Here is a 26110-nt window from a genome sequence, read left to right as displayed (position 1 = left end):
GTCCGTTTGATCCCAGCTTGTCTGCAAGCATAAAAAGCCAGTAAATTCCAAAAAGTTTCAGGGAACGGCGGTGTTTTAAAAACACGACATCCAAGGAACTTTTATTGTAATCCTTCAAGAAAATGCGACGGCATCACCCCTGTCCCATGATCACCCTTTCGCATAACGCACGCGCCAAAACCGGCTTTCGCTGGTATTGAGAGCAGGCAACGGAAGGAAAGACGACGTTATGCGGTTTGTGCACAGCTCGGACTGGCAGATCGGAAAGACGTTCAATTTCGCAAGTGACGAGGTGCTTCGCGTCCTTCAGGCCGAACGGCTTGAGGTCATCAACCGGCTTGGCGAACTGGCGCGCGCGCATGGTGCTGCGGATGTTCTCGTGGCGGGAGACATCTACGATTACGAAACACCTTCTGACCGCACCCTGCGTCAGCCTCTCGAACGCATGCGTCAGTTTCCTGACCTGCGCTGGCACCTGATCCCCGGCAACCACGATTTCCTTCAGCCGAATGGCGTGTGGGACCGGGTTCGACGTTCCGCTCCTCCCGAAAATATCCGTCTGCATCTGGAGCCAAATCCCGTTGCGATGACGCAGGACGGCTCTGTCTGGCTGCTGCCCTCCGTGCTGAACCGCCGCCATACTCTGAATGACCCGACCCTCTGGATGGATGAGGCTGAAACGCCGGAAGGGGTCATGCGGATCGGCATGGCGCATGGTTCCGTTCGTGAATTCGGCAGTCAGTCCGGTGAACAGCCTAACCTGATTGCGCTTGATCGTGCGGCGAAGGCGGGGCTGGCCTATCTCGCTCTGGGCGACTGGCACGGCTTCAACAAGATCAGCGAGCGATGCGCCTATTCCGGCACGCCAGAAATCGACGGGTTCGATAAAGGTGGTGACGGCGGCGGCTCCGCGCTGGTCGTTGCGATCGACGGACCGAACGCCGTGCCGACCATCACACCGCATCGCGTGGGACGGTTCTCGTGGAAGCGGGTGCAGGCTACCCTCACGTCACGCGAAGAAATCGAGGCATTGGAAAATCGGCTGCGGTCGCTCGATCCGCAAAATCTCAGTTCCCTGCTGGTCTGGCTGGATGCGGAAGGCCATCTGACACTGGAGGACATGACGCTTTTCGACGAGAAAATCCTGACTGGCGTCGAAGCGGCGCTCTGTCTGCTGCGTCTTGGCAAGCGTCCTGAACTGGTGGCGTCCGAAGCGGATCTGTCCACTTTTGGCGAGGCCGGTGTCGTCAGTCGGGCTGCCGCCCGCCTGCAGGCGCTGAGCGTAACGCCGGGACCTGAACAGCAGCACGCTATGGCGGCCCTGCAACGGCTGGCGGTTCTCTGGCGGAGTGAGCGAAGCGCATGAGCACGAACGGACTGATCTTCACGGCTCTGGAAGTCGAAAACTTCCGTCGTTTTACCGGTGTTCACCGTCTCGATGGACTCGGCGCAGGGCTGAATCTGCTGGCGGCTTCGAATGAATCCGGCAAATCGACCATGCTGGCGGCGCTACGGGCGCTGTTTCTCTACAAGCCGGGCTCTTCCACAAAAACCACGCGATCTTTCGAGCCGTATAGCGGTGGCGCGCCGCGTATTCTGGCGGAGTTTACACTGAACGGTCAGACCTACCGTTTTGAAAAACAGTTTCTGAGAAAGAGCTTTACCCGTCTGACTGGTCCAAGCGGACTGAAAGAAGGTGATGACGCCGACGCGGAGGTGCAGACGCTTCTCGGACTGAGCGCTGCGAAAAAGAACGAGACGGACGGGCTGCTTCCCGCCTTGTGGGTGGAGCAGGGACAGAGTTTTACCCAGCCAGACCTGTGCGACACGGCCCGCCAGAGTGTGCAGTCCTGCCTGAACGCCGATTTTGCGGAGATCACCGGCGGCGCGGACGCGGCCCGTATTCTGAAACGGGTGCAGGAGGATCTGGGCAAACTGGTCAACGGCCACAATAAAAAGCAGGGCCGTTATGCCGACGCAGCGGCAGGCGAAGAAACGGCCACAGCCACTCTGGCGACTTTGGAAAGCCGACAGAGCGCTCTTGAGCAGGATCTGAGAGAACTGGATCATGCACGTCAGCAGATGCGGCGGGAGCAGGACCCGGCACGTCAGCAGCGGGAACAGGACGAACTCGAGCAGGCTAGAACCCGGAAAAGCGACCTGCTGCGCTTCGGAAAACGCGAAGCCGAGGCGAAGGCGGCCATCGAAACGGCGCAGCGTGACTGGAACCGTCTGCGGGATGAGCGCACGCTTCGGGCAGAACGACGGCAGCGTCTGGCCGACGCCCGGCAAAAGGCTCTTGAGGCGGAGGAGGAATATCGTCAGGCGGAGGCACGCCTGCAACGGGCCGAGGCTGCACTTGCAGAGCGGAGTGACGCCCTTGGCAAGCTCGATGAGCGCCGCACCGAGGCGGGTAGGGCCGTCAACCGTGCCACGCAGGCGCTCGCCCATCTTCAGCAGCAGGAGCAGCGGGATGAGGCGATCCGCCAACAGCATCATCTCGAAAGCCTGATTGAGCAGGTCGAAAAAACCCGCGCCGCGTTCACTGCCTTTCGGGTGGATGAAAAACGTCTTCGGGCCATTCAGGTCGCAGACAAGGCGGTGTTTGAGGCCGAAACCGCGCTGGGCGCTCAGGCGACCGGTCTGGAAGTCACTCTGGAGCCCGGCGCTGCGGAGCGGGTGCGGCTCAATGGACAGGCGGTCGAGACAGAACGACTCAAGCTGGTCGATCCGGCTGAACTGACGATCGAAGGCGTCGGCACATTCCGCATTGTTCCGGCCATCCGTGATCGCGCCGTCATGCAGGACGCGATTGACCGGGCGCGTCAGGCGTTCCGGGTGGCGCTGGACGTGGTCGGCTGCGCGGATATGGCGGCGGCCCATGCGGATATGGAGCGTCGTCGTCAGGCCGAAGCAGCGTGCAAGGCGGCGGAAGAAGGGCTGAAAGCAGCCATGAAGGCGTTTCAGGCAGACACGCCTGAGCGCGCCATGGCGATGCTGCGTCAGCGGATCGCCGAGGCGGAAGCCGGACTGGCGCAATGGAAAGAAGCGCAGGGCGACGAAGTCACTGCACTTCCCGCGTCCATGGAGGCAGCCAGAACTGGTCTTGCAGCAGCCCGACAGGTTTTGCACGACGTGGAACAGGATATTGTCCGGACGCGGGAGGCGCTGCGTGATCCGCTCGCCGAACAGGACGTGGCGCGGAAACTTCTGGAAGAGCGCCGGTCGGACTGTCGCGTGCTCAGGGATCGGCAGGATAATCTTCAGGGCGAGGAAGACGCGGCGCAGGCCAGTGAGCCGGATGCAGTGCTGAACGAACGTTTTGAGAAGGCGGGAGAGACGCTGAATACGGCGGAACGGGCGTTGGAACGTCTGAACGAGGAGCGTCCCTCCGAGCCGGAAGCTCTTGTCGATGCAGCCATCAGCCGTCTGGATGCCCAGATTGCGGGACGGCGGGATCGTCTCGCGCGCCTGCAACAGGATGTGGTGACACGCGAGGTCCGGATTCAGGCGGCAGAAGGAAGCGGTCTGGATGAGGTGATCGCCGCCTGCAAACGCGACATTGAGCGGCACCGGATGGAACGCGTGTCCTGTGAGCAGGAAGTCGCCGTTCTCAGGTTGCTCAAGGAAACGCTCATGGAGGCGGAGCGGGAGACGACGGAGCGTTATCTCGCGCCGCTGACCCGTGCGCTTCAGCCCGCGATCGAGATGCTGTTCCCTCGTGCGACGGCCCATCTGCAAACCGATTTCACTGTGTCCGGGCTGAGCCGCGGACGTGCGGAGGAGGATATCGAGAGACTCTCCGATGGGACTCGGGAACAGATTGCCGTGCTGGTCCGGCTGGGTTTTGCGGACATCCTGCATGCGCAGGGTCGTCCCGCCATGCTGATTCTCGATGATGCGCTGTGCTTCTCCGATGCGCTGCGGATGCGGACGCTGTTCGATATTCTGACAGACGCCGCAAGCCGGATGCAGATCATCATCATGACCTGTCGGGCCGAGCAGTTTGAGGAGTTGTCCGCACGACCGCTGCGCCTTGTGGCGGATGATGTGGCGGCGCAGGTGCCTGTGTGATCAGGACACACCTGATGCGAAATGGCCTCATTCTGTCCGTTGGTCGGATGACAGGAGGCCCCTGCGTTGCTAGAAGGCCCGGCAATACCCGGGTTGCGGGTCGTGTGGTGCAGTTTCACAGGAAAATCGGCAGATGAAGATCGTCGCTTGTAACAGCAACCTACCGCTCGCCGAAGCTGTAGCGGCTGAACTCAATATGTCGCTTTGCAACGCCTCCGTGCGTCGCTTCGCCGACATGGAAGTCTTTGTCGAGATTTTCGAGAATGTGCGTGGTGAGGACGTGTTCGTTGTGCAGAGCACCTGCATGCCGACGAATGACAACCTCATGGAATTGCTGATCATGCTGGACGCGCTGCGGCGCGGATCGGCCCGTCGGATCACGGCGGTCATGCCGTATTTCGGTTACGCCCGTCAGGACCGTAAATCCGGCCCTCGCACGCCAATCAGCGCCAAGCTGGTGGCGAACCTGCTGGTCGAGGCCGGCGCTGACCGTGTGCTGACCATGGACCTGCACGCCATGCAGATTCAGGGCTTCTTCGACGTGCCGGTGGACAATCTTTATGCCGCGCCGCTGTTCGTGCGCGACATCAAGGAGCGTTACGGCGACCGCGATCTGATGATCGTCTCGCCGGATGTTGGCGGCGTGGTGCGTGCGCGTCAGTTGGCGCAGCGTCTGAACACGGATCTCGCCATCATCGACAAGCGCCGCGAGCGCGCCGGTGTGTCCGAAGTCATGAATGTCATCGGTGACGTGAAAGGCCGTCACTGTCTGCTGGTTGATGATATCGTGGATAGCGGCGGCTCGCTCTGCAACGCGGCGCAGGCCATCATCGACAATGGCGCGGCGTCCGTTGGCGCTTACGTCACGCACGGTGTGCTGACTGGAAAGGCGGTCGAACGGATTGGCGCTTCTCCGATCGAGATGCTCACGCTGACCGACAGCATCAAGGCGACAGACGCTGTCAAGGCAGCTCACAACATCCGTCAGATCACGACAGCCGAACTGCTTGCACGCGCCATGCGCGCCGTGTCCGACGAGAGTTCTGTCTCGTCGCTGTTTGACTGAGAAAGCAGAGGATCGCCTTGTGATTACCCCGACACGTTACTGGTATCTCCGTCATGGCGAGACCGACTGGAACAAGCAGGGTCTGTCACAGGGCCGGACCGATATTCCGCTCAATGAGACCGGGCTGGAGCAGGCGCGCAAGGCCGGTGGTCTGCTGGCGCAGGAGGCGCTGGGTGATCTGAGAATCAGCCGGATTGTTTCCTCCCCGTTGGCCCGCGCCCTGCGCACGGCGGAGGTTGCGGCTGATGCGCTGAAGGAACGCTATGGCGTTCGTCCGGTGCTCACCATGGATGTGGGACTGGAAGAGGTCTGCTTCGGTGAGCAGGAAGGGTGCCCGATGGGCGAGTGGTATGATGACTGGGTCGAGGGGCTTTACACCCCTCCCGGCGCTGAGCCCTTCGCGTTTCTGCGTGACCGCGCCGTCGCCGCCCTGAACAGGGCTCTGACCGGGCAGGGCACCGTGCTGATTGTGGCTCACGGCGCGCTGTTCCGCGCCTTGCGTTCAGCCATGCATCTTCCTGCGAATGTCCGGCTTCCGAACGCTATTCCGGTTGTGGCTGAACCGCCGGAGGTCGCGGCAACTCCTTGGACTCTGAAGCAGTTCGCTTAAGAAGCGCCGGTCTGTTCAGCCGAACAGATCGACCGCTGCGGATTTTACGGTCTTTCCATCCTTGCCCGCGCTGCTTTTTGTGAGCACGTTGCCCGTGGAGTCCAGGCCGATCGAAAGGCCACCGCCATGGGACCGCTGGCCGGTTGCATTGATGTTGGTGTCGGCGACTTTGGCAGGCGCTGCGGAAGTGCGGCCACGATGCTGGAGAGCCAGCAGGGCGTAGCCGGTGCCGCTCAGGGACGCTGAACTCGTCATGGCGTATGTCCTTCAATAAATCGCTCTGACCGTACGACGGGAGTGTTAGCGCACGGTAAATTTACGGGCGCCATCAAACAGAGCCTATTCTCCGGCGTTACGCTCTGTGTCCTAATCGGATCATGAACCGGAGATTTTGCCAGATGACTTTCAAAAGAATGATCAGGAGCGCCTTTCTGGCCTCTGCTGTCTTTGTCGCTACTGCTTCCATGGCGTCAGCTGCGGAGAAGGACGAAATGTTCATGGGAAACTTCTCGGGTGAGCATGGAGCGACCTCCCATCCCGCAGGCATGATCGACGCAACGCTTGATGCCAAGTCGCACGAACTGACCTACAGCATCCAGTGGTCCGGCCTGTCCGGCGCTGTAAACGCTGCCCATTTCCACGGTCCGGCCAACTTTGATCAGGATGCCGGTGTGGTCGCTCCTATAGACGGCCCTTACACCAGCCCGCTGAAAGGCAAGGTCAAACTCGACGCCAAACAGATTGAGGAACTTGAGGCCGGGAAAATTTATGTGAATCTACACACTGCCGAGCACCCCAACGGCGAAGCAAGAGCGCAACTGGTCAAAAACTGAGCATTCTTCGCCGGCTATAATCATGAAAGCCGGCTTGCAGGGATGAGTCTCACTTGAACTGGAGGAGGCCAGCAGACAGCGCGGTTATGCTGGCCCATCTGTGTGCGGGATTTTCACCAAACAATCAGTCCGGCAGGACAGCGGGGACTCGTGTCATGTTTGATGCTGTCATCATTGAAAAAAACGACGGACAACAAACCGCGTCTTTTCGGCAGGTTGCTCAGGACCAATTGCCTGCGGGTGACGTGCTGGTAATAGTCGAGTGGTCCACTCTGAACTACAAGGACGCCCTCGCCATCACCGGCAAGGGACCGATTGTGAAAAGCTGGCCGATGGTGCCGGGCGTGGATTTTTCCGGCACGGTCGTTGAATCCCGGTCATCCGATTTTCAACCCGGCGACAAGGTGCTGCTCAACGGCTGGGGAGTGGGCGAAAAACACTGGGGCGGCCTCGCCGGTCTGGCGCAGGTCAACGCTGAATGGCTGATAGCGCTTCCGACTGCGTTCTCCACCCGACAGGCCATGATTCTTGGCACAGCAGGCTATACGGCCATGCTTTGTGTCATGGCGCTGGAAAAGGCCGATGTTAGGCCCGCCGACGGACCGGTGCTGGTGACGGGTGCGTCCGGTGGTGTGGGCAGTATCGCCGTGATGCTGCTCTCTGAACTGGGCTATGCGACGGTCGCTGTCACGGGACGCATGGCGGAAAAAGACTATCTCGAAAGTCTTGGCGCCAGTCGTGTAATCGGGCGTGACCTGTTTACACAGAAGACGCGTCCTCTGGAAAAAGCCGAATGGGCCGGTGCGATTGATGTCGTTGGCGGACAGGTGCTGGCGTCGGTCTGCGCCGCCATCCGTCAGCGCGGTGCCGTAGCCGCGTGCGGTCTTGCCGGCAGCATGGATCTGCCTTTGACCGTTGCGCCCTTTATCCTGCGTGGGGTGAGCCTGCTCGGAATCGACAGTGCGCTCTGTCCCCGTGAACAGCGGATCAGGGCATGGGATCGGCTTGCCGGTTTGATCGATGTGACGCGTCTGGAGGATGTGGTCAGTGAATATCCGCTCTCGCAGGCCATCGAGGCGGCACATGCGTTGATGGATGGCAAAACACGAGGGCGGATCCTGATTAACGTCGCGGGGTAGGGTGTTAGTGAGACCAGTCCCCGCCTGAAGATGTTTAAGGAAATCGCGTTTGTATATCAGCCGATAATGGCGATTCCTGTTATTTCCACTTTCCAGCTCGGGTCCGCCAGCTTTGCTTCGACCGTGGCGCGGGCAGGTTTATTGTCACGATCCAGCCAGGCGTCCCATGCGCGGTTCATGGCCGCCATATCATTGATGTCGGCAAGGAAGATCTGCACGGACAGAAGGTTGCTCTTGCTGGTGCCCGCCTCAGCCAGAAGTGCGTCGATCTGACGCAGAATATCGGCGGTCTGTCCTTCGGCGTCGAGGGTTGCATCATCGGCAACCTGTCCGGCGAGATAGACCATATTTCCGCAGACGGAAGCTCCACTAAGACGTTCTTCCGGTGCGAGGCGCTTGATGGTCATGAAATGTCCTTTTGCTGAGTGTTTTGTTTATCGAGCTTATGATGAGTTTTGCTGTCGTGAATAGTGCAAAATTTTCTAAAAAAGAAAAAATTTTATTTGAATAGTTTGAGGTTATTTTTCACTAAATAATATATTGAACGTAAAATTTTTCTTTTGGTGTTGGCTTTATGGCCTAGAATAAAGGTTTTATATTTGAACAGAAAATGCCGGAAAATTTGTTTAATATTTTATGTCTAAAACTGGCATGTAATGGTGACATGATGCATAATTTCTGAACAATGCTGCCATGCAGGAAAAACCTAGGCGCGTATTTTTCTGAGGTAATCAGGCGCTTCTTTTGATCTTTGTATCATGACGTTTCTTTCCGTTACATGTTTGCCATCCTCTTAACCCGAATGAGGATTACTTGATATCGTCATTCGCACAGGAGACGAACATGAAAAAGCTTCTACTTATTGCTGCTGCTCTGACCCTCAGCACGCCGCTGATCGCTCACGCTGAGAACAATGATCAGGGTGGATACAATCACCAGAACGGTGACGAGCGTCACGATGACCGCCATGATGATCGTCACGACGACCGTCATGATGACAACAACTCTGGTGACCAGAATGGTGGTGAAGGCCATCACAAGCATGAAGGCAAGCATCACAAGCACGACGGTAAGCACGGTGAAGAACACCGTGATGACAACAACAGCAGCAGCAACTAATCCCTGCTGATCTGTTGTTTGGCGGGACGGCTTTCATAGCCGTCCCGTTTTTTATGTAAGGTGACCAGTCATTTTCATCTGAACTGAGGATGATCGGCTTGTACGCACTATCCGGATAGTGTGCCGGCTTCGGAAGGCTTTTTCATCCGTAAGGATTATTTCCGGAATACGCGGGACAGTCCTTCCTGAAGAGATATCGGCGTTACACCAAGTTTCTCCTTCATGGGTGTAATATCGAAGTCTTTGTTTTCAGTCAGTCGACGGATTTCAGCGTCTTCAATCCGGGGAACACCAGGAAGTTTGCGCAGCACATATGCCGCTATTCTGATGCACCAGTCCGGAACGGAAATGATGCGTAATTTTCTCGATTGAGAAAACTGGGCGATCATACTGACAAATTGTCTGTATGTGACGGCTTCGGGACCAGCAATAACCAGAGTTTCCAGTTCTTTGATCGCGCCTGACACTATCAGAGGAATGGCGGCGATAACGCTGCGCGTGACGTCTCCTTGCTCAATGGGTTGCACGAGAAAACGTCCCCCGTCAGGTAAGGGAACGATAGGAAGTTTCTTTAAAAGAGCAGCCAGACGCTGGACATTGTTTTCACCCTGCGCACCGTAAATCATCGTCGGGTGCAAAAGCAGGGAGGATCTTCCATCTTCCCTGAGAGCGCGCTCCCCAGCTAGGACACCGTTGCCGTGAGCATCCGGCCAGCGTGTGAACTTTCTGGTACTGCCCAATGCCACAACAGGAACAGACGTGGCGGCAAGGATAGCGGGAAGATAGCGTGCATGCGCGGTATTGACGACAATATTGGCATCCTTCAGGGCCTCGGAAAGACGATCGGGGTCTGTAAGCTCCGCTTCCCTGACGGCTGAACAGTTCCGGTCGAGCTCTGGAGAAAGATTCTTCCTGTTCCTGACAACAGCAATTACTTTATAGCCTTCACTGAGAAGGCTGTGACACAGGACTGATCCTGACCGGCCACTCGCCCCGATAACGGCGATTGTCACTTCAGAAGCTGAAATCTGCATTTTATATCCAGTCAGTGTTGATGTCTGTGTCGCGGCGGGTGTTACGGCGCAGGCGCTATCAGAATGTCATCCAGTCGGGATGTGAGAGTCTGTGTGAAATCCGGCCGCAGATGCATCTGGTCTGCAAATTTCGGTGTGCCATCATTCATCAACGGAAAACAGGTTTCGGCTGATCCACAGATCACCTGTGTCAGATCCAGTGTAGAACTGCCGGTATCCTGAGCGATGCCCATCAGAAAAGCTGTCATTGCCGCGTGTTCAGCCTTCATGGAAGCAACAGGAATACCATGCTGCAAGGCGTCCTTGTCCAGACTCAAATGCGTAAAATGTCGTGTCACCATATGGGTAGGATCGAAATGGCTGTTGATGGGAGTTGGCATGATGAAAACGATCTTGCGTTTTCCATGTGCCGACAGGGTTCTTAGTCTTTCTTCCGCCTTGGTTTTTTTAGCAGGCCACTCTTGCGGCGGCTCGAAAACCCGTTCCCAGAGTGCGCCCATGACTATTGTATGCACGGACCACTTCGCCAGAATGCGATCCTGAACCTCAGACATCGCATTGCAATAGGTAAAACCTTTTGCCGGCTTTTCGACAGGCAGAGGAGCGCAACTCGGTCCTGATATGAAAATGACCGTCTGTTTCAGGCGATCTTGCGAAAACAGGGCATCCACACGCGGTCCCCACTGGAACAAAAGGCTGTCGCCTGTGAACAGGATGGCGTTTGCAGGATCGGAGCCGATGATGCCGACCGTTAGCCCCTGTATATGCTCGACATGCATATGCGGTGTAATCGGAAAAATACCGTCCTGTTCAGCAAGGTTAATTTTTTCAAGATTGATTCCGGGCGTATCGCTGCCCAGTGCCGTGCTGTGTCCGGGCCATGCCCGCAGGGTCAGTCCCAATGCGGCAGTGACCGTCAATGCGGAAAGAAGACCGAAAAAAGTGCGTCGTTCGGGTGTTTTCCACCTTAGAGGTGACTCGACGAAACGTGTGGTCAGGGCAGCAAGTATCAGGGATAGCGTGATGATCGCATATCCCGTACTTCTGTGTGTGTGACTGACGCCATGAACAAGATGCTCATACGCGATGAGTGGCCAATGCCAGAGATAGAGCGGATAGCTGATGGACCCCAGCCATCTTGCCGGAGTGGAGGCCAGTATATAGCGCGCCAGCCATGTTTCAGGACCTGCCGCGATCAGCAGAGCAGCCCCTAATACTGGAAAAAATGCAGTAGGAGAGGGGAAAAACCAGTCCTGCCTGATCTGGAATACGGCAACCACAAGACAGAATAATCCTGCCCCGCTCAATGCCGTACGCCAGCGGGGAGATAGTCTTTCGAGCCCTCGTCCTCCGAGAACGAGACCCGCTCCCGCCATGAACTCCCATATACGGGAAAATGGCAGATAGAAATCTGCCGCTGGAGCGAAAAACGCGCAGGCCAGCCCTATAGAGAAAGAGACCAGTCCCGTGACAAGAGTCACTTTGGCCAGAGAAAATGCTTTGCTGCGAGAGAAGGCAATAAGGGCAGGCCAGAAGAGATAGAACTGTTCTTCAACACCGAGGGACCAGAGATGCAGCAAAGGCTGGAGACTGGCCGCACGGTCGAAATACCCTTGTGTCTGCCATGAAAAAACATTGGACAGAAAGGTCGCGCCAGCAAAACAGGCCATGCCGAGCGCACTGATTTCATTGGGTAGCAAAAACAACAGTCCGGCACCGACTGTAGCCAGCAGCACGCAGAGAAGTGCGGGAGCGAGACGACGTACACGTCGGGTATAGAATGAAACAAAACTGATTTCACGACGACTGATCTGACGTGTGATCAGAAATCCGGAGATAACGAAAAATACGTCCACACCGCAGAAGCCACCGGGCAGCCAGCGGGGAAAGACATGGTACACCACCACCGCGATGACCGCGAAAGCACGCAGGCCATCGATATCCCCGCGATAGGGGAGTGGATTGATTTTGTTCTCTGATGGCGAACCGACACTCATTCAGAGGTTACTAGCCTATGACGCGTGGCCAGTTAAGCCGGTGGACATCTGGGTATGAGTGTTCGTTAGGATCAGGACTCATTCTTTGAGATAGAAGATAAGGGTTGCTGCGATGTGGATTGCAGGCATGAATGTATGAGCGCAGCGATCGTATCTGGTCGCAACACGCCGCCAGTCTTTGAGTTTTGCGAACATGTTTTCGATCAGATGGCGCTTTGACCGGCCAACCTGTTCTGTCAGCGCGACAGAGATCCGGCGCAAGGCACCCAAGCGTCCCCCGGATGAAACGGTTGTATAAAGTTTTATGCGGACCATACGCTTTCGGGGTGTCTTTCCACTGAAGCCCATTACGGATCGTGTAAACGATCCCGCTCAGAACACGGTGCATCCACGCGCAGCACTCCGTGTGACAAAGGGAAAAACGGCTCAATCCGCTCCATCTGGATCTCAGACAGCAAAACACGTCACTCACAGCTACACCTCCATCGGTTAGCCTGTGAATCACAACACACTGCTCTAACGTTGCCTTTAAATAATAAGAATTTAATAAAAAACTATTCAATAAAACCAACCAAACAACAAAAAGTATCAATCTTATTTATTTAAATAATACATTTAAAATACATATTATGTGTTTAATATGACACAATATTTCATAATTTATCTGCCGGCATGGAATCTCCAGATTGTTTGCCTTAATTTCCTTAACAAAAGTTAACGGAGTGTATCTTTTGTTATTGAGCATCAGAACCCTTTTGACACTGTCGGTTTTATCTATGGCGGTTGGTGTTGGTCCTGCGCTGGCGGCGGCGGGCAAGGCTGGGGCACCTGTGACCTCACAGCCGCAGGCTTCTCCGACGACGCTGACGGGCACGTCGGGTCCGTGGAACTATCGCTGCGTGTTTCCGGGCGCGAGCGTGACGACTTCGCCGGTGCTGTGCGTGATGGAGCAGGCGCTCGCGATGCAGGACGCCCAGAAGAAGACCGTTCCTCTGGGGGCCGTGATCTTTGCGCGTGCACAGGTGGACAACAAGACTCCACTTTCCAGCCGTCCATGGCGTCTGACGGTTGAGACCCCGCTGGGTCTGTCGCTGAAAACCCAGCCGCGTGTGGCGGCCGACAAGGGCGCGCCGCTGACGCTTGCTTGGCAGAGCTGCGTGTCGACCGGCTGTCTGGCGTCAGCGGATCTGACGGATGATCAGGTTAAATACCTGCGCCACGCGAAACAGGGTCATATCATGGCGGACAAGCTGGCTGGCGGCGTGCTGACCATCAACTTTGACCTGCTGGGCGCCGATGACGGACTAAAGGCGCTGGACGGCTGGATTTCTCCGGGCGCGTCTCACTGATCCTTTCAGTCCTGTTCTGTCGTTTTTCTGTCTGATTACCGGTGTCCTGTATGCGTCCTGTCCCGTTCGGCCGCCCTGTTCTGGGCGGCCTGCTGTTGTCCGGCCTGTTCTCGCTCCACTCCGCGCTGGCCGCTCCGGCCGGAGCGGAGCCCCCGGCGGGCGGCTTCGGCAACATGCCGCTTCCGGCAGGACCGGGCTCGGCGCAGGATCAGTTCCAGCGGTATCAGCAGCGGCAGCAGGATCTGAACATGCTGCCGCCACCGGATAACAGCACACAGATCCTGAACGAGCCGAAGGAGAGCACGCCCTCGACCCACTGTGTGGAGGTCAAGTCGATCTCCATCGAGGGCGCGGACCATCTTTCTCCCGGCGACCGGCACACGATCATCCAGCGCTATGCCGGGCGTTGCCTGACGACTGGCGATCTCAATCATGCGCTGGACGATGTGAACGGCAGTTATCTGGCGCAGGGCAATGTAACGTCGCGGGCCTATCTTCCCGAACAGTCCCTCTCCAGCGGCCATCTGCGGATTGTCGTCATTGAAGGCAAGATCGCGGGTTTTCTCTTCGAGGGCATTGAGCCGCGCCTGCATGAGGTCGCCGCCTTTCCCGGCATGCGGGACCATATCCTGAACCTGCGGGATCTGGAGCAGGGGCTCGACCAGATGAACCGCCTGCCCAGCTGGTCGGCGCGCATGAAGATCGCGCCCGGCAAAAATCCCGGCGAGACGCAGGTGCGTATTCTCCAGCCTGCGCCGGGGATCTTTCACGGACAGATCTGGGCCGATAACAACGGGCAGCCGGAAACGGGCCGTGAAACCGGTCACGCCATGCTGCGCGCCGACGATGCGCTGGGCCTGCTGGACATGTGGTCGGTTGAATATGACCATTCGCTGGTGGGGGACGCCGGTCGACGAAACACGCAGTATATTTCAGCCAATGGTTCCATTCCGTTTGGCAAGTGGACCGTGTTCGGCGGGTGGTGGATGTCGAACGACGTCTATCATCTCCAGAGTATGGGCGAGGATTACCGCTTTGCCGGCAAGCGCAAGGATTTCCGTTTCGGCGTCTCGCGCGAGGTGCTGCGCAATCAGATCGGTGTCACAACCCTTCAGGCTTTTTACGAACTGAAATCCTTTTCCTCGACGCTCGATCGCACGCGTCTTGAAACCCAGAGCGCCCGTCAGGGCTCGGTCGTTGCGCAGGCCAGTGAGTCCCTCAAGGCCTGGGGCGGTATCTGGTATATCACCCTCGGCATGCGCTTTGGCGTGAGAGGTGTTGGCACACACTCCTATTTTACGGATCCCGGCGCGGCTGATCCGCATACGCAGTACGTCAAGCCGACCCTCGATATCGACGGCTACAAGCCGCTGCCGTTCAGCCTGCTGTGGCACACCTCGATTCATGGTGAATACAGCACGGAAAATCAGTTCACGAGCCAGCAGCTCCAGCTTGGCGGTCCCTATACCGTGCGTGGCTTTCTCAGTCAGATGCTGGTGGGCAATGACGGTCTCTACATGCGCAATGACCTCTCCTATCCGCTGACCGGCGCAGGCATGAGCGATCATTGCGGGGCCTATCGCGGCTTCTGCCGACTGTTTGTTGAAGGCACTGAAGTTTACGGCATTCTGGATGTCGGCATGACCCGTGCGGGCTACCGCTCCAACACCCTGCCGCCCGCACTGAAGGGCGGCAACATCGCAGGCGCCGGCATCGGATTTCGCAAGACACGCGGACCGATTTTCTGGATGGCGAACATAACCCACTCGATCGCGCGTGGGCCTCTTCCGCAAGAGGGCTGGATTGCGGGCTTTCAGGCGGGAGTACGTTTCTGATGAACTGGTTCAGGACACATCGTCGTCTGCTGGCTGGCGTCAGCTGGGTTTCAAGTCTGGCACTGGCCATAGCACCTGCCGTCGCCAGTGCTGAAGAGCCTGCCATCGTCATCGACAACCGCACGGAGCCCGCGGCTCCCGCGCCGACGCTCGACCGCACGCAAAACGGTGTCGAACAGCTCAACATCGCCACGCCGAACGGCGCGGGTCTGTCCCACAACATGTTCACGCAATACAACGTGGAACAGAAGGGGCTGATCCTCAACAACGCCACGCAGGCGACGCAGACGCAACTTGGCGGCTATATCTACGGAAACGCCAATCTGAACGGCCACTCCGCGCATGTCATCCTCAACGAGGTGACAGGCACGCAGGCCAGTCAGATGAACGGTTTCACCGAAGTCGCGGGCGCGAAAGCCAATGTGGTCATCGCCAACCCGAACGGTATCACCTGCAATGGTTGCGGATTCATCAATACCGACCGGGCGACGCTTTCCACGGGTCACCCGGAATTCAACGCCGCCGGTGGTCTGGCGGCCCTGACCGTAAGCGACGGGCTGATCGCCTTTGAGGGCAAGGGCGGCAACTTCACCGCCGTGCCGGTTCTCGACATCATCAGCCGTCGCGTCGCCCTGAACGCACAGGTCAACGCCCAGACAGCGAGCCTCGTCGTGGGGCGCAACCGGGTGGATTACAGCACCGGCAATGTCACGAAACTGGCGTCCGACGGCTCGAAGACACCCGAGTTCGCCATCGACAGTTCGGCCATGGGCGGCATGTACGCCAACCGCATCTCCATGCTGGTCAACGAGACCGGCGCTGGCGTGCGCGTCAACGGCGCGATGGCCGCCAATGCGGGCGACATGGCGCTGACCGCGGACGGTCGTCTGGTGCTCAACGGGTCGATGACAGCCACGGGCAACGTGACCGTGCAGACCAACGGCGTGACCAATACCGGCACGCTACAGGCGGGCGGCGTGGCCTCCATTGCATCCGCATCGGATGTGACCAACCAGGGCACGATCGGCGCGGGTAATCATCTGGGTGTTTCCGCCGATACGCTCAGCAACACCGGGGCCATGACGGCCGCGGGCAGCAGCGGCGTCGCCCTTGCCGTGACGCATGGGCTGTCCAATGCGGGCCAGATCAGCGCGACATCCGGCACGACCCTCGCCTCGGCCGGAACTGTTTCCAATGCCCGAGGCGCTATCCTTGTCGGACAGGCGGGCATGGCGCTGACGACGGCCGGGAACCTGATCAATGCGGGTGAAATCGGCACGGTGGCCGGTCCGCTGACCATCCGGGCGCAGTCGATCGCCAACACTGCCGGACAGATCCTCTCACAGAACCGCGACATCGCGCTGGAGACCGGCAGCCTGTCCAATACGGGCGCGGGGCAGATCCAGGCGGGCGCCAGCCTGACGGCGCAGGTCACGTCCTACACGGCGGACGCAGGTTCAACCCTGCAGGCCGGAGACTCTCTGGCCATGGCGGTCACGGGCGGAGCCATCAGCAATGACGGTCGTCTGGCCGCAGGCAGCGCCCTGTCCCTCAGCGCCGATCAGGGCGTCACCAACGGCGGCAATGGCGTCATCGCCGCCGATAACGGCATGGTGGCCATCACCACTGGCACGGCGGGTCTGGGCAACGCCGGGCAGATCGGCACCGCCACGTCCGGCGATGTGGCGATTGCCGGTGGCGCGCTGGTCAATAGCGGCACGCTGGCGGCTGCGGGTGACGCCATTCTGACGACAGGCGCGCTCACCAACAGCGGCAGTCTGACGGCGGCAGGCACGTCCGGACTGGTGCTCTCGGTCAGTGACCTCTCCAACACCGGCAGCATCGGTGCGACTGCCGGAACGCTGGCCGTCACGGCTACGGATGGCCTGACCAATAGCGGCACGCTCTATGGTGCTGCGGCTGACAGTGTGACGACATCCGGCGCGCTGGACAATCAGAACGGCCAGATCGGCGCGGGCACGTCCAGTCTGACGGTGCAGGCTGCGACGCTTGCGAACGATTCCGGAAAGATTATCTCGACCTCAGGACCCGTCACGATCCAGGCCGGGACCATCGGCAACCGGAATGGCGCGATTCAGGGGCAGGGCGACGTCGCGATCGCCACCCCGACGCTCGATAACCGTAATGGCGGGCTGATCCAGTCCACGGGTGCGGGCCTCTATCTGGCCAATGGCGACCAGCCGATGACCACCCTCTACAATCAGGGCGGCTCGCTGGGCGCGTCGGGCACGCTGTCGGTGAACGCCAGCACTTATGAAACCGACAGCAAAAGCGCCCTTGTCAGCACTGGCGTTCTGACCCTGAGCATGGCCGGGGCGCTGAGCAACAGCGGGCAGCTTGTCGGGCAGAAAGGCTTCAACCTCACGGTCGGCAGCTTTACCAATGAGGCCAGCGGCATTCTCGCCGCCGTCACCGGCAATGGCAGTCTGACCACGACCGGCACGGGTCAGCTCGTCAACGCGGGCACCATCGAAACCCTGCAGGCTGGCTCAACCCTTGAGGTCCGCACAGCATCAGGCGGTCTCTCCAATACGGGCGCGATCCTCGGCAGCGGGACGGCCACCATCGTCTCCACCGGCTCGGTGACCAACAGCGGCAAGATCAGCGCGCTGGGCGGGGCATTGACCCTGCAGGCGACCGGTCTCACCAACACGGACACGCTGGCGGCCAAGGGGCTGCTGACCGCGCTGGTCAGTGGTGACCTGACCAACAGCGGCACGCTCTATGGGGCGACGGGTGGCGACATCAGCGCCACCGGCACTCTCGCCAACAATGGGGCCACCGCGCAGATCGCCGCTGACGGGGCGCTGTCGCTCAAGGCGGGTACGCTCACCAACAGCAATGGCCAGATCCTGGCCAGTCAGGATGGCCTGACCGTCGCCGCCAACAGTCTCACCAACAGCGGTGGGCTGCTGCAGGGTGACACCACCACCAGCATCAGGGCTGACACGCTCGCCAATACGGCTGGCGGTGCGATCCTCTCGAAGTCCGGCGCGCTGACGGTCGGTGGACAGAGTGCGACAGCGGCGCAGTCTGTTTCCAATCTTACCGGCACGTTGCAGGCCGCGACGGATCTTTCCGTCACGGCGAACGCTATCGATAATTCCGGCGGCACATTCAACGCCCAGACTGGTGCGCTGACCGCCTCGTCCGGCACCGGCCTGTTCCGCAATGACGATGGCATTATGCAGTCGGCGACGGGCATGACGCTCTCGGGTGACAGCTTTACCGGCAACATGGGCTCCATCGTCAACGCTGGAACCACCCTCGGGATGAACTTCGGATCATCGCTGGACACGGCGGGCCATATCGTCGCGACGCAAGACCTGTCCGTGCAGACGGGCGCACTGACCACCCATGCGGGCACAACACCCGCCACTGTGGCGGTCGTGGCCAGCACGGGCGGTAACCTGACGGTCAAAGCCGGCACGATCAACAATGCCGGTGTTCTGGAAACAACGGACGCCAACGGCACGCTGACGGTTCAGGGCGCTGATCTGACCAACAGCGGCACGCTGACCACCGCCTCCACCCTGAGTGTGGCGGAGACGGGGCAGCTGGTCTCGTCCGGCAACCTGATTTCCAGCAAGGGGCAGGCCACTCTCACCGCGGGCAGCCTGACCAACAGCGGATTTGCGGGCGCTGCTCAGGCGCTGGACGTCACGGCGTCACAGGCCTTGACCAACAGTGGCACACTCTACGCCGGCACGACCCTGACCGCGACCGGAACGGGCAGTTTTGACAATGCGGGCGGCCAGATCGGCACCGGACGGGGGGCGCTCACCCTTGCCAGCAACGGGGCCTTCAGCAACGAGAACGGCCAGATCATCGCCGCTGGCGGACCGCTGGTCCTCACGGCCGGGCGTATCGCCGGGAGCGCGGGCAGCCTGCTCCAGTCCTCCGACGCCATCACGCTGACAGCCGGGCAGATCAGCAACGACAACAGCACCATTCTGGCCCGGAGCGGTGACATCACTCTGGCGGGCGCTGGCAACAGCGCCACCGCCCTGAGCAACGTCAACGGCGGCGTCATTCAGGCGTCCGGGGCAATTTCTGCGACTTTCAGCGCGCTGGATAATTCCGGCGGCGCCGTCTCCGCGCTGGGGGGCGACCTGTCCCTGAACGGCGCATCCGGCAGCAGCGTGACCAATGCTGGCGGAACGCTTGAGACGGCGAACAATCTGACACTGACCGCAGGTTCCTATAGCGGGGCTGGCGCGTCCCGTCTGACCGCCGGGCAGGCCATGACACTGAGCCTGTCCGGCAGCATGGAGAACGGCGGCAACATTGCGGCGGTCCATAATGTGTCCGTCACAGCCGCGTCCCTTACGAATGACGCCAATGCGGTTCTGGCCAGCACGTCCGGCAATCTGGCGCTGGCGATTGGCGGTGACGCCGGGCTGGTCAACGCAGGCACGATCCAGACCAGCGGCGTGGGCAACACGCTCACCTTGAATGCCTCGTCGATCGACAATCAGGCGACGGGCGCCATTCTCTCCAACGGCGCGCAGAGCCTCGTGGCAGGCAGCCGCACCCGCTCCCTCACCGCGGGGACTTTCTCCAACGAGGGTCAGGTTATCGCCTACGGCAACAGCCTGACCGCGACAGCCACCGCGCTGAACAACAGCGGCACGCTGGAAGCCGGAACGAACACGTTCCTGAGCACCACAGGTGATCTCGCCAATACGGGTCTGATCTATGCCGCTGGCGGCACGGCTCTCAGCGGCGCGAATGTGCGGAATGCGGGCGGCCAGATCGGCGCAGGTAGCGGTTCTCTGACCATCGGCACCGGCCGCTCGACAATACGAATAACGGCCGGATTGTCGCAACCTCCGGCACGATGGGCCTGAATGCGGGCACGCTCGACAACGCTGGTGGCCTGATCGACAGCGCGGGCGATCTGAACATCCTGACAGGATCGCTCGACAACAGCTCAGGAAAAATCCTGTCAGACAATGGCAGTCTGCTGATCGCTGCCTCGGCTGATGATGCGGCGCTCGCCTCGATCAACAACAGCGCTGGCCTGCTGCAGGCCGGGCGCGACCAGACGCTGCGGACCGCGACGCTCACCAACGGCAACGGTCAGATCATCACCGTCAGCGGAGACCTGACCCTGACGGGCGGCCCCGGCATGACGGCGCTCCAGTCCGTCGATGACACGAACGGTGTGCTGCAGTCCGGGCAGGATCTGACGCTCGCCACCAACAGCCTGACAGGGGCTTCCGGCCTCTCCGCCACCCGCGATCTCAGTTTCAGCACGGCGCAGTCCGTCTCGGGCGCGATGATGTTCTCGGCCGGACGCAACGCGACGCTTGCGATCGGTGGTGACTACAACATTGCTGCGGGCAGTGGCGTGATCGCAGGCGGGGATGCGACCGTGTCCGCCGCCTCCGTCACCAATGCCGGAGCCATGATGGCGGGCGGCACGCTGTCCGTCTCGACACCGGGAGCCATCTATAACACCGGCCTGATTGACGGCACGGGCGGCGTCAGTCTGGCGCTGGACGGCGCGCTGACCAATCTCGAGGCCGCCATTCTGTCGGACAACGGCAGCATCAGCATCGGTGGAAAAAGCGGTGTCTACGCCGGTGACGTGATCAACCGCTCCGCTGAAATCCTCGCCGGGAGCGCTGGGGGCAATGTCACGATCCATGCCGCCTCACTCACCAACGATATCGACGGAGGGGTCTCCCAGAGCAATACGAGCCAGATGGTATATGATCACACCTATACGCTCGCCAAGGATCAGCTCGCCAATCCGCCAGCGCTGAATCCGAATTGGAAAGATGCTTACGGTAACAACATCTATGACGAAGTAAAACAATACTACAAAGATGTCATGCGCATCTATGTGCCGGAGCTGTTCTATTCAGCCGACGGCAAGCCGGGTCAGGGTTATTATCTCGTCGTTATGAACCACGCCAAAAGCAGCTCTTATGTAGAGGTGCAGGGTGTTGAGACAGGAACGGCAACAGCCAGCAACGCGGCAGCACTGATTGATGCTGGTGGCACGCTTTCCGTCGATACGACTGGCGCAATCAAAAACGATGCAAGTCATCTCGCTGCCGGTGGCGATATCAATCTGACCGGGGCCAGCCTGTCCAATACCGGATATGACAGTAGCATCACCTGGACAATCATCGCCGATACAAAGCTGGCAAAACGCTGGGTGCCCCCCGGCGACAAGAACGCTGTTCTGGATCCGGACCCAGCAGCAGTCTCTGAAGCAACCATGCCGTCCTTCATGCCCAACGGACACGTTGTGCGGCTGTGGGGCACATCCGTCGTGCCGCAGCTTAATGCAACCATCGTTGCAGGCGGCAACCTGAACGGCTCGTTCACGGGACAGGTCAACAATACGACCGTCATAGAGCATGCCAGCAGCACGCAGTTGGCTGCCAATGATCAGTATACGGGCACCACGCCGGGCGGCATCAGCGGTTCGACCGGAAATGTTACCCCCGGCACAGGCGGAAGCGTCTCCCCCTCAGGCTCGCAGACCAGCTTCGCAGACGCTTCAACGGCAGTCGCAGGCGGCATGACGGGTTCCGCTGCCGTCAACGGAGACGCCGTCAACAACGGTGGAACAGGCACGGCAACGCAGGGTGCGAACAATGCCGCGTCTGGAGCATCCACTCTTCCCAGCTATGGGGGCGTGCTCGCGCCTGCCGGTCATGAGAATGGCGAGGATGCAGCGCAGTCGCTGGTTCTTCCGGGCTTCGCCTCGACCAGCACGCCGACCATCAGCCAGCTGATCGCCTCCGTTCCGGGTGGCAAGGCGCTGTATGTGCCGGACACCGCTCCCTCCGCAAACTATCTGATCGAGACCAACCCCGCCTATGCCAGCCTGACCGCCTTTAACGGCTCGGAATATCTGCTGGACCGTCTGGGTGACGACTACAGAACCTATACATTCCTCGGCGATGCGACGTTCGATCAGCAGTATGTCCAGCAGCAGATCATCGGGGCGACTGGCCAGACCTTCCTCGGCGGCACTTACAATACCGCTGCAACACAGATGCAGGCCCTGCTCGATGACGCCGCAAACCAGAGCGCGGCGCTGGGCCTGACGCTGGGCTCGGCCCTGACGGACGCCCAGAAAGCCGAGCTGACCTCGGATATCGTCTGGTATGTGGACAAGGTCGTGGACGGCAAGACCGTGCTGGTGCCGGAACTCTACCTCGCACCCGGACATGAGGCGCTGACGGGCACCACGATTTCGGCGACGAACGTGTCGGTCCAGGCAGGCAGCCTGACCAACAGCGGCACCATCAACGCCAAAAACGCGCTGAGCCTGACTACGACAAACGGCGATCTGACCAATACCGGCACGCTCTCGGGCGGCACGGTGTCGCTGGTGGCGCAGAACGGTTCGGTCGTGAACAGTGACACGCTGGATACCTATCTGGTGCAGGGTGGAACCCAGCAGATACTGGCTTCCACTGGCGCAATCACCGCAACCGGTTCGGCGACGATCGTGGCGGCGAAGGACATCACCTTCAACGGCGGCACGCTGACTTCAGGCGGAGATCTGAACCTGCTGGCGGGTAGCGGGCTGACTCTGGGCACGACAGAACTGACGCAGGCCGCAGCAGTCTCCTCGAAACATCTGAGCACCAGCGGCAGCGCCGACATCAATTACGGCACCACAGTATCGGTCGGTGGAAACGCCACGCTCGCAGCATTGGGTGGCGACCTGAAAACGGCGGCGCTGACACTCACGGCCAATGGCGACGTCTCACTGTCGGCTGCGAAAAAACTGGATCTCGGTTCGGCGACCGACAGCGTCTCGAACAGCGTTTCCGGCAGCAAAAGTGGCTTCATGACGCACAGCCACTTTTCAAACAGTCTGAGCACCACAACGGAGAACGGTTCTTCCGTTGCCGCAGGCGGCAATCTGACGGCGACAAGCGGCAGCGACATGTCTGTCGCAGGCATGGCGGGCGCTGCTGGCGATGTGACGCTCCTGTCCGGCGGCGCCTTCACCGAGCGGGCGACGCAGAGCACGCTGGACGCGAGCGCCTCCCATCATGTGGCGGGCTTCCACATGAGCACGCAGGGCGCGAGCGGCACTGTCGGCTACGGCTCGCGGACGGACACGTCATCGGCGTCTGAAACACAGTGGACGCCGTCCGTCATCGCATCCACCGGCGGCAACACCACGATTGCCTCCAAAGGCGCGCTGACAGTTGACGGATCCGCTGTTTCGGCTGCGAAAGACCTCGCCCTGTCGGGATCGTCCGTGGCCTTCAAGGCGGAACAGAACAGCACGACACAAAACCAGTCTCACAAGTCGACCAGTATCGGAGTCACGGCCGGGGTCTCACCGGATTCGATGGTTGGTGAGGCCATTGACGGCTCGCTTTCGGCGAGCAAATCGGGGAGCGGCACGCTGGCGGCTCTGGGCGGCATCCAGACTGGTATGACGGAAGGCATGTCCGCGCTTGGTGGGGCGATTGCCAACAATCTCGTCGGCGTTGGGGTTTCTGTCGGGTTCTCCACAAGTAAAAGTCATTCAACCGATGCGCAGACTACCGTGCAGGGCTCGACAGCAGATGCTGGCGGTACGTTGTCGGTTGTTGCTCGTGGCGATGATGCGATGGATGCGTCCAACGGCAATCTGAGCGCGGTTGCGGCGCAACTGGCTGGCAAGGATGTCGTTCTCGCGGCCTCGAAGGGGATTGACCTTTCCGCTGGATGGAACACCACACAGAGCGAGAGCAGAAGTCAGAGCCTTTCAGCGTCAGTCGGTGTCGAAGCCAGTGTGGGAATGACCGGCGCGGGCGTCAGCGTCACGGCGTCTGTTGGTGCCCAGAAGCAGCACACGACTTCTGACAGCGCGACGGCGGTGGACACGACGGTCTCGGCTACGAACGGCGTCACGGTTACAACCCCCGGTGCGCTTTCACTGAACGGAGCGGAAGTCTCCGGCCAACGCGTTGATGTTTCCGCCGGTTCGCTGAGCATCACGAGCCCGCAGAACACATCATCTTACAAAAGCGTTTCAGAAAGCGGCGGCCTGAGTGTTGCAATCCCTGTGTATGGGGCTGGTGGTTCTCTCGGGGGTTCAGCGAATGTCAGCGCCTCCACGATCACGGACCATTACGCCTCGACGGGCAGCGTGCTGTCGGGGCTGTATGCGGGGGCTGGCGGTCTCGGGGTTGATGTATCAGGCAATACGAGCCTGACGGCGGGCGTTCTGTCGAGCACGGCGGACGCGGGGCTGAACCATTTCAACACCGGCAGTCTGACGACAGCGTCCGAGCAGAATATCTCGAACTGGTCCGGGACCGGCACGTCCATTGGCGGCGGCGTCGCCGCATCGGGCGGAGAGGTCGGCGGTCTGGGCACGATCGGCGTGGGTTCCACCTCTTCGGACCGGACGAGCGAAAGTCAGTCCGCAATCGGCGGCAACATCGCTGTGAACGCCGGGAGCGTTTCCGGCGCTTACACGACGGATGTTGCTTCTGCGAACGGTCATCTTGCGAACGACTTCAGCGCTGCGAAGGTCAGCAACACGCTGCAGACGGAAATCGGTGCGGAGACGGCGGCGGAAAGTGCTGCCGAATTGGGCGTGCAGGCGGCGGATCGGTTCGGGTCGCAGGGCGAGGGGAAGCGCGACACGAGCGCCTCGTCGGACGGGAGTGTAGCGCACGAGGCCAATGAGGCCGTCCGTTCGGATGCTGCAAGCATTACTCCATCAGATAGCAGTCTGGATGCTGGCGGCACAGGCGCTGTTAGCGGCGATCAGTCTGTCAGTGGTGGTGGCGATTCCGACCATCCGGCAGGAACAGTTCCGCTGAATGCCGGGTCATCTCCGGGGGATAAAGACACCGCCTACACGTATAGCTACGGATATGGCGGCACGATCGAGAACGGACAGATTGTCTCGACGGCGAGCGTAACGGCGCATCGTGTTCACGTTCCGGGAACGGCGACGGACGCGGACGCGGTTGCGGGGGCGAGTCTGGGTGAGGCGGGCCTTACGGTGCTGACGATGGCGCCGGGCGTTGTTGGTGCGGGGGCTTCTGCTGGTCTTGCTGCTCTTCAATGGCAGCATGGCCAGACCGGTCAGGCTGTTTTCACGCTGGCTGCTGGATTGCCGAATGTTGTGGGTGTTGACGTTGCTGCAGCGGTGACGGGCGGCAAGGCTGTGCTGACGGCGTTGCGTGGCGAGCAGGAAGCGTCGGCTGCCATGCATATGACGGAAGGTGCTGACACTGTTGTCAATGCCGAGAGCAAAGCAGTAACTTCTGCCACGAGTGAGGAGGCCGGATCGAGCGGTGGACTGTGTTTTGTGCAGGGGACACCTGTTCTGACGCCGTCCGGTTATCGTCCCATTGAAACTCTCATGGTTGGCGATCTGGTCATCAGTCGCGATGAAACCCGGCAGATGAGTGTCGTGGAGCCTATTGCAAGGCTGTTTCACAATCATAACCGGCAGGTTCTTTCCGTTACTGTGGAAAGTGCGGGACAGAGTGAGGTTCTGGGCGTAACACCGGCCCATCCGTTTTACGTCAAAGGGCGGGGATGGATTCAGGCGGGTTCTCTTCATCCGGGCGACCCGCTTCTGACCGATGCTACCGGGGAAAAGAAAGCCGATGAATTACATGTCAGCGCGATAACGGTCCGCCCGGCTCGCGCTGATACATATAATTTTGAAGTCACGCAGACCCACACCTATTTCGTTGGAAACCTCAGGGCCTGGGTGCATAATAGCTGTGCTCAGAATCCGGAAAGAGCCCCCAATCTTACTCCTGAAGGTGCAGGAAGGTCCGGTGCTTTTAATCAGGCAAAGCGAGATGCGGGTATCCCTACCAGTCAGCAACCCGTAAAAATCATTCAAAATGTTGATCGACGAGGAAAACCGCAACCAGGCTCACAATATGTTTTTGAGACTCCATCTTCGGGAGGCGGTACACAGCAGGTTATTATCCGTGATGATGCTGCTGGACATATTTACCTAGATAACCCATCTCAAAATCGTGGGCCGCATTTTAATACTCCAGACAAGGGACATTATGATTACTAAT

The 26110-nt window shown here is 59.6% G+C and carries 15 protein-coding genes and 1 pseudogene; 11 read left to right on the top strand and 5 right to left on the bottom strand.

Going from position 1 to position 26110, the window contains the following annotated elements:
• The first annotated feature begins 229 nt into the window (after positions 1 to 229).
• From B3759_RS13205 to B3759_RS13190, 4 genes are all read left to right on the top strand, one after another.
• A complete protein-coding gene (locus tag B3759_RS13205) occupies positions 230 to 1366 on the top strand; it encodes a metallophosphoesterase family protein (protein WP_291366458.1) in 1137 nt (378 codons plus the stop codon).
• Entirely contained in the window at positions 1363 to 4074 is a 2712-nt protein-coding gene (locus B3759_RS13200; RefSeq protein WP_291366456.1) for an AAA family ATPase, read from the top strand. Before B3759_RS13205 ends, B3759_RS13200 begins: the two co-directional genes overlap by 4 nt.
• Before the next feature lie 133 nt (positions 4075 to 4207).
• A complete protein-coding gene (locus tag B3759_RS13195; RefSeq protein ID WP_291366454.1) occupies positions 4208 to 5140 on the top strand; it encodes a ribose-phosphate pyrophosphokinase in 933 nt (310 codons plus the stop codon).
• Between the two features lie 19 nt (positions 5141 to 5159).
• A complete protein-coding gene (locus B3759_RS13190; RefSeq protein ID WP_291366452.1) occupies positions 5160 to 5750 on the top strand; it encodes a histidine phosphatase family protein in 591 nt (196 codons plus the stop codon).
• Positions 5751 to 5765: 15 nt separating this feature from the next.
• Here B3759_RS13190 and B3759_RS13185 read toward each other — a convergent pair whose 3' ends face one another.
• Positions 5766 to 6005, bottom strand: a complete 240-nt coding sequence (locus B3759_RS13185) for a hypothetical protein (protein ID WP_291366451.1) — start codon at positions 6003 to 6005, stop codon at positions 5766 to 5768.
• A 143-nt stretch (positions 6006 to 6148) separates the two neighbouring features.
• On the opposite strand from B3759_RS13185, the gene B3759_RS13180 reads away from it, so the two are divergent.
• Both B3759_RS13180 and B3759_RS13175 read left to right on the top strand, forming a co-directional pair.
• Complete coding sequence (locus tag B3759_RS13180; RefSeq protein ID WP_291366449.1) at positions 6149 to 6583, top strand: CHRD domain-containing protein; 435 nt, start codon at positions 6149 to 6151, stop codon at positions 6581 to 6583.
• 155 nt (positions 6584 to 6738) lie between these two features.
• The gene (locus B3759_RS13175) at positions 6739 to 7722 is read left to right on the top strand and encodes an MDR family oxidoreductase (protein ID WP_291366447.1); all 984 of its coding nucleotides are present in this window, start codon (positions 6739 to 6741) and stop codon (positions 7720 to 7722) included.
• 56 nt (positions 7723 to 7778) lie between these two features.
• Here the strand turns inward: B3759_RS13175 and B3759_RS13170 are convergent, their stop codons facing one another.
• Positions 7779 to 8129: a RidA family protein gene (locus tag B3759_RS13170; RefSeq protein WP_291366445.1), complete on the bottom strand. Its 351-nt coding sequence runs from the start codon at positions 8127 to 8129 to the stop codon at positions 7779 to 7781.
• A gap of 436 nt (positions 8130 to 8565) precedes the next feature.
• Between B3759_RS13170 and B3759_RS13165 the strand changes: the two genes are divergently transcribed.
• On the top strand, positions 8566 to 8841 hold the full coding sequence (locus tag B3759_RS13165; protein ID WP_291366443.1) for a hypothetical protein: 276 nt from the start codon (positions 8566 to 8568) through the stop codon (positions 8839 to 8841).
• 155 nt (positions 8842 to 8996) lie between these two features.
• Here B3759_RS13165 and B3759_RS13160 read toward each other — a convergent pair whose 3' ends face one another.
• The 3 genes and pseudogenes from B3759_RS13160 to B3759_RS13150 all read right to left on the bottom strand — a co-directional run bounded on the left by B3759_RS13160 (position 8997) and on the right by B3759_RS13150 (position 12312).
• Positions 8997 to 9875 (bottom strand): SDR family oxidoreductase, encoded by an 879-nt coding sequence (locus tag B3759_RS13160; protein WP_291366441.1) that lies wholly within the window; start codon positions 9873 to 9875, stop codon positions 8997 to 8999.
• 41 nt (positions 9876 to 9916) lie between these two features.
• On the bottom strand, positions 9917 to 11872 hold the full coding sequence (locus tag B3759_RS13155; protein ID WP_291366439.1) for an acyltransferase family protein: 1956 nt from the start codon (positions 11870 to 11872) through the stop codon (positions 9917 to 9919).
• Positions 11873 to 11950: 78 nt separating this feature from the next.
• Positions 11951 to 12312: pseudogene (locus B3759_RS13150) on the bottom strand (transposase).
• Between the two features lie 297 nt (positions 12313 to 12609).
• Here B3759_RS13150 and B3759_RS13145 point away from each other — a divergent pair.
• Genes B3759_RS13145 through B3759_RS13130 form a run of 4 tightly spaced genes read left to right on the top strand, consistent with a single transcriptional unit; the run spans position 12610 to position 26109 of the window.
• Positions 12610 to 13221, top strand: a complete 612-nt coding sequence (locus tag B3759_RS13145) for an invasion associated locus B family protein (protein ID WP_291366437.1) — start codon at positions 12610 to 12612, stop codon at positions 13219 to 13221.
• 50 nt (positions 13222 to 13271) lie between these two features.
• Positions 13272 to 15056, top strand: a complete 1785-nt coding sequence (locus B3759_RS13140; RefSeq protein WP_291366435.1) for a ShlB/FhaC/HecB family hemolysin secretion/activation protein — start codon at positions 13272 to 13274, stop codon at positions 15054 to 15056.
• The gene (locus B3759_RS13135) at positions 15056 to 19927 is read left to right on the top strand and encodes a beta strand repeat-containing protein (RefSeq protein ID WP_291366433.1); all 4872 of its coding nucleotides are present in this window, start codon (positions 15056 to 15058) and stop codon (positions 19925 to 19927) included. The genes B3759_RS13140 and B3759_RS13135 overlap by 1 nt, the downstream gene beginning before the upstream one ends.
• The gene (locus B3759_RS13130) at positions 19918 to 26109 is read left to right on the top strand and encodes a hemagglutinin repeat-containing protein (protein ID WP_291366431.1); all 6192 of its coding nucleotides are present in this window, start codon (positions 19918 to 19920) and stop codon (positions 26107 to 26109) included. Before B3759_RS13135 ends, B3759_RS13130 begins: the two co-directional genes overlap by 10 nt.
• Position 26110 lies beyond the last annotated feature (1 nt).

Origin of the sequence: Acetobacter sp. UBA5411 (assembly GCF_002409645.1) — a bacterium.
Taxonomy (GTDB): Bacteria; Pseudomonadota; Alphaproteobacteria; order Acetobacterales; family Acetobacteraceae; genus Acetobacter.
Note: the sequence above shows the minus strand (reverse complement) of the source record. Positions and strands in the feature narration are given on the sequence as shown.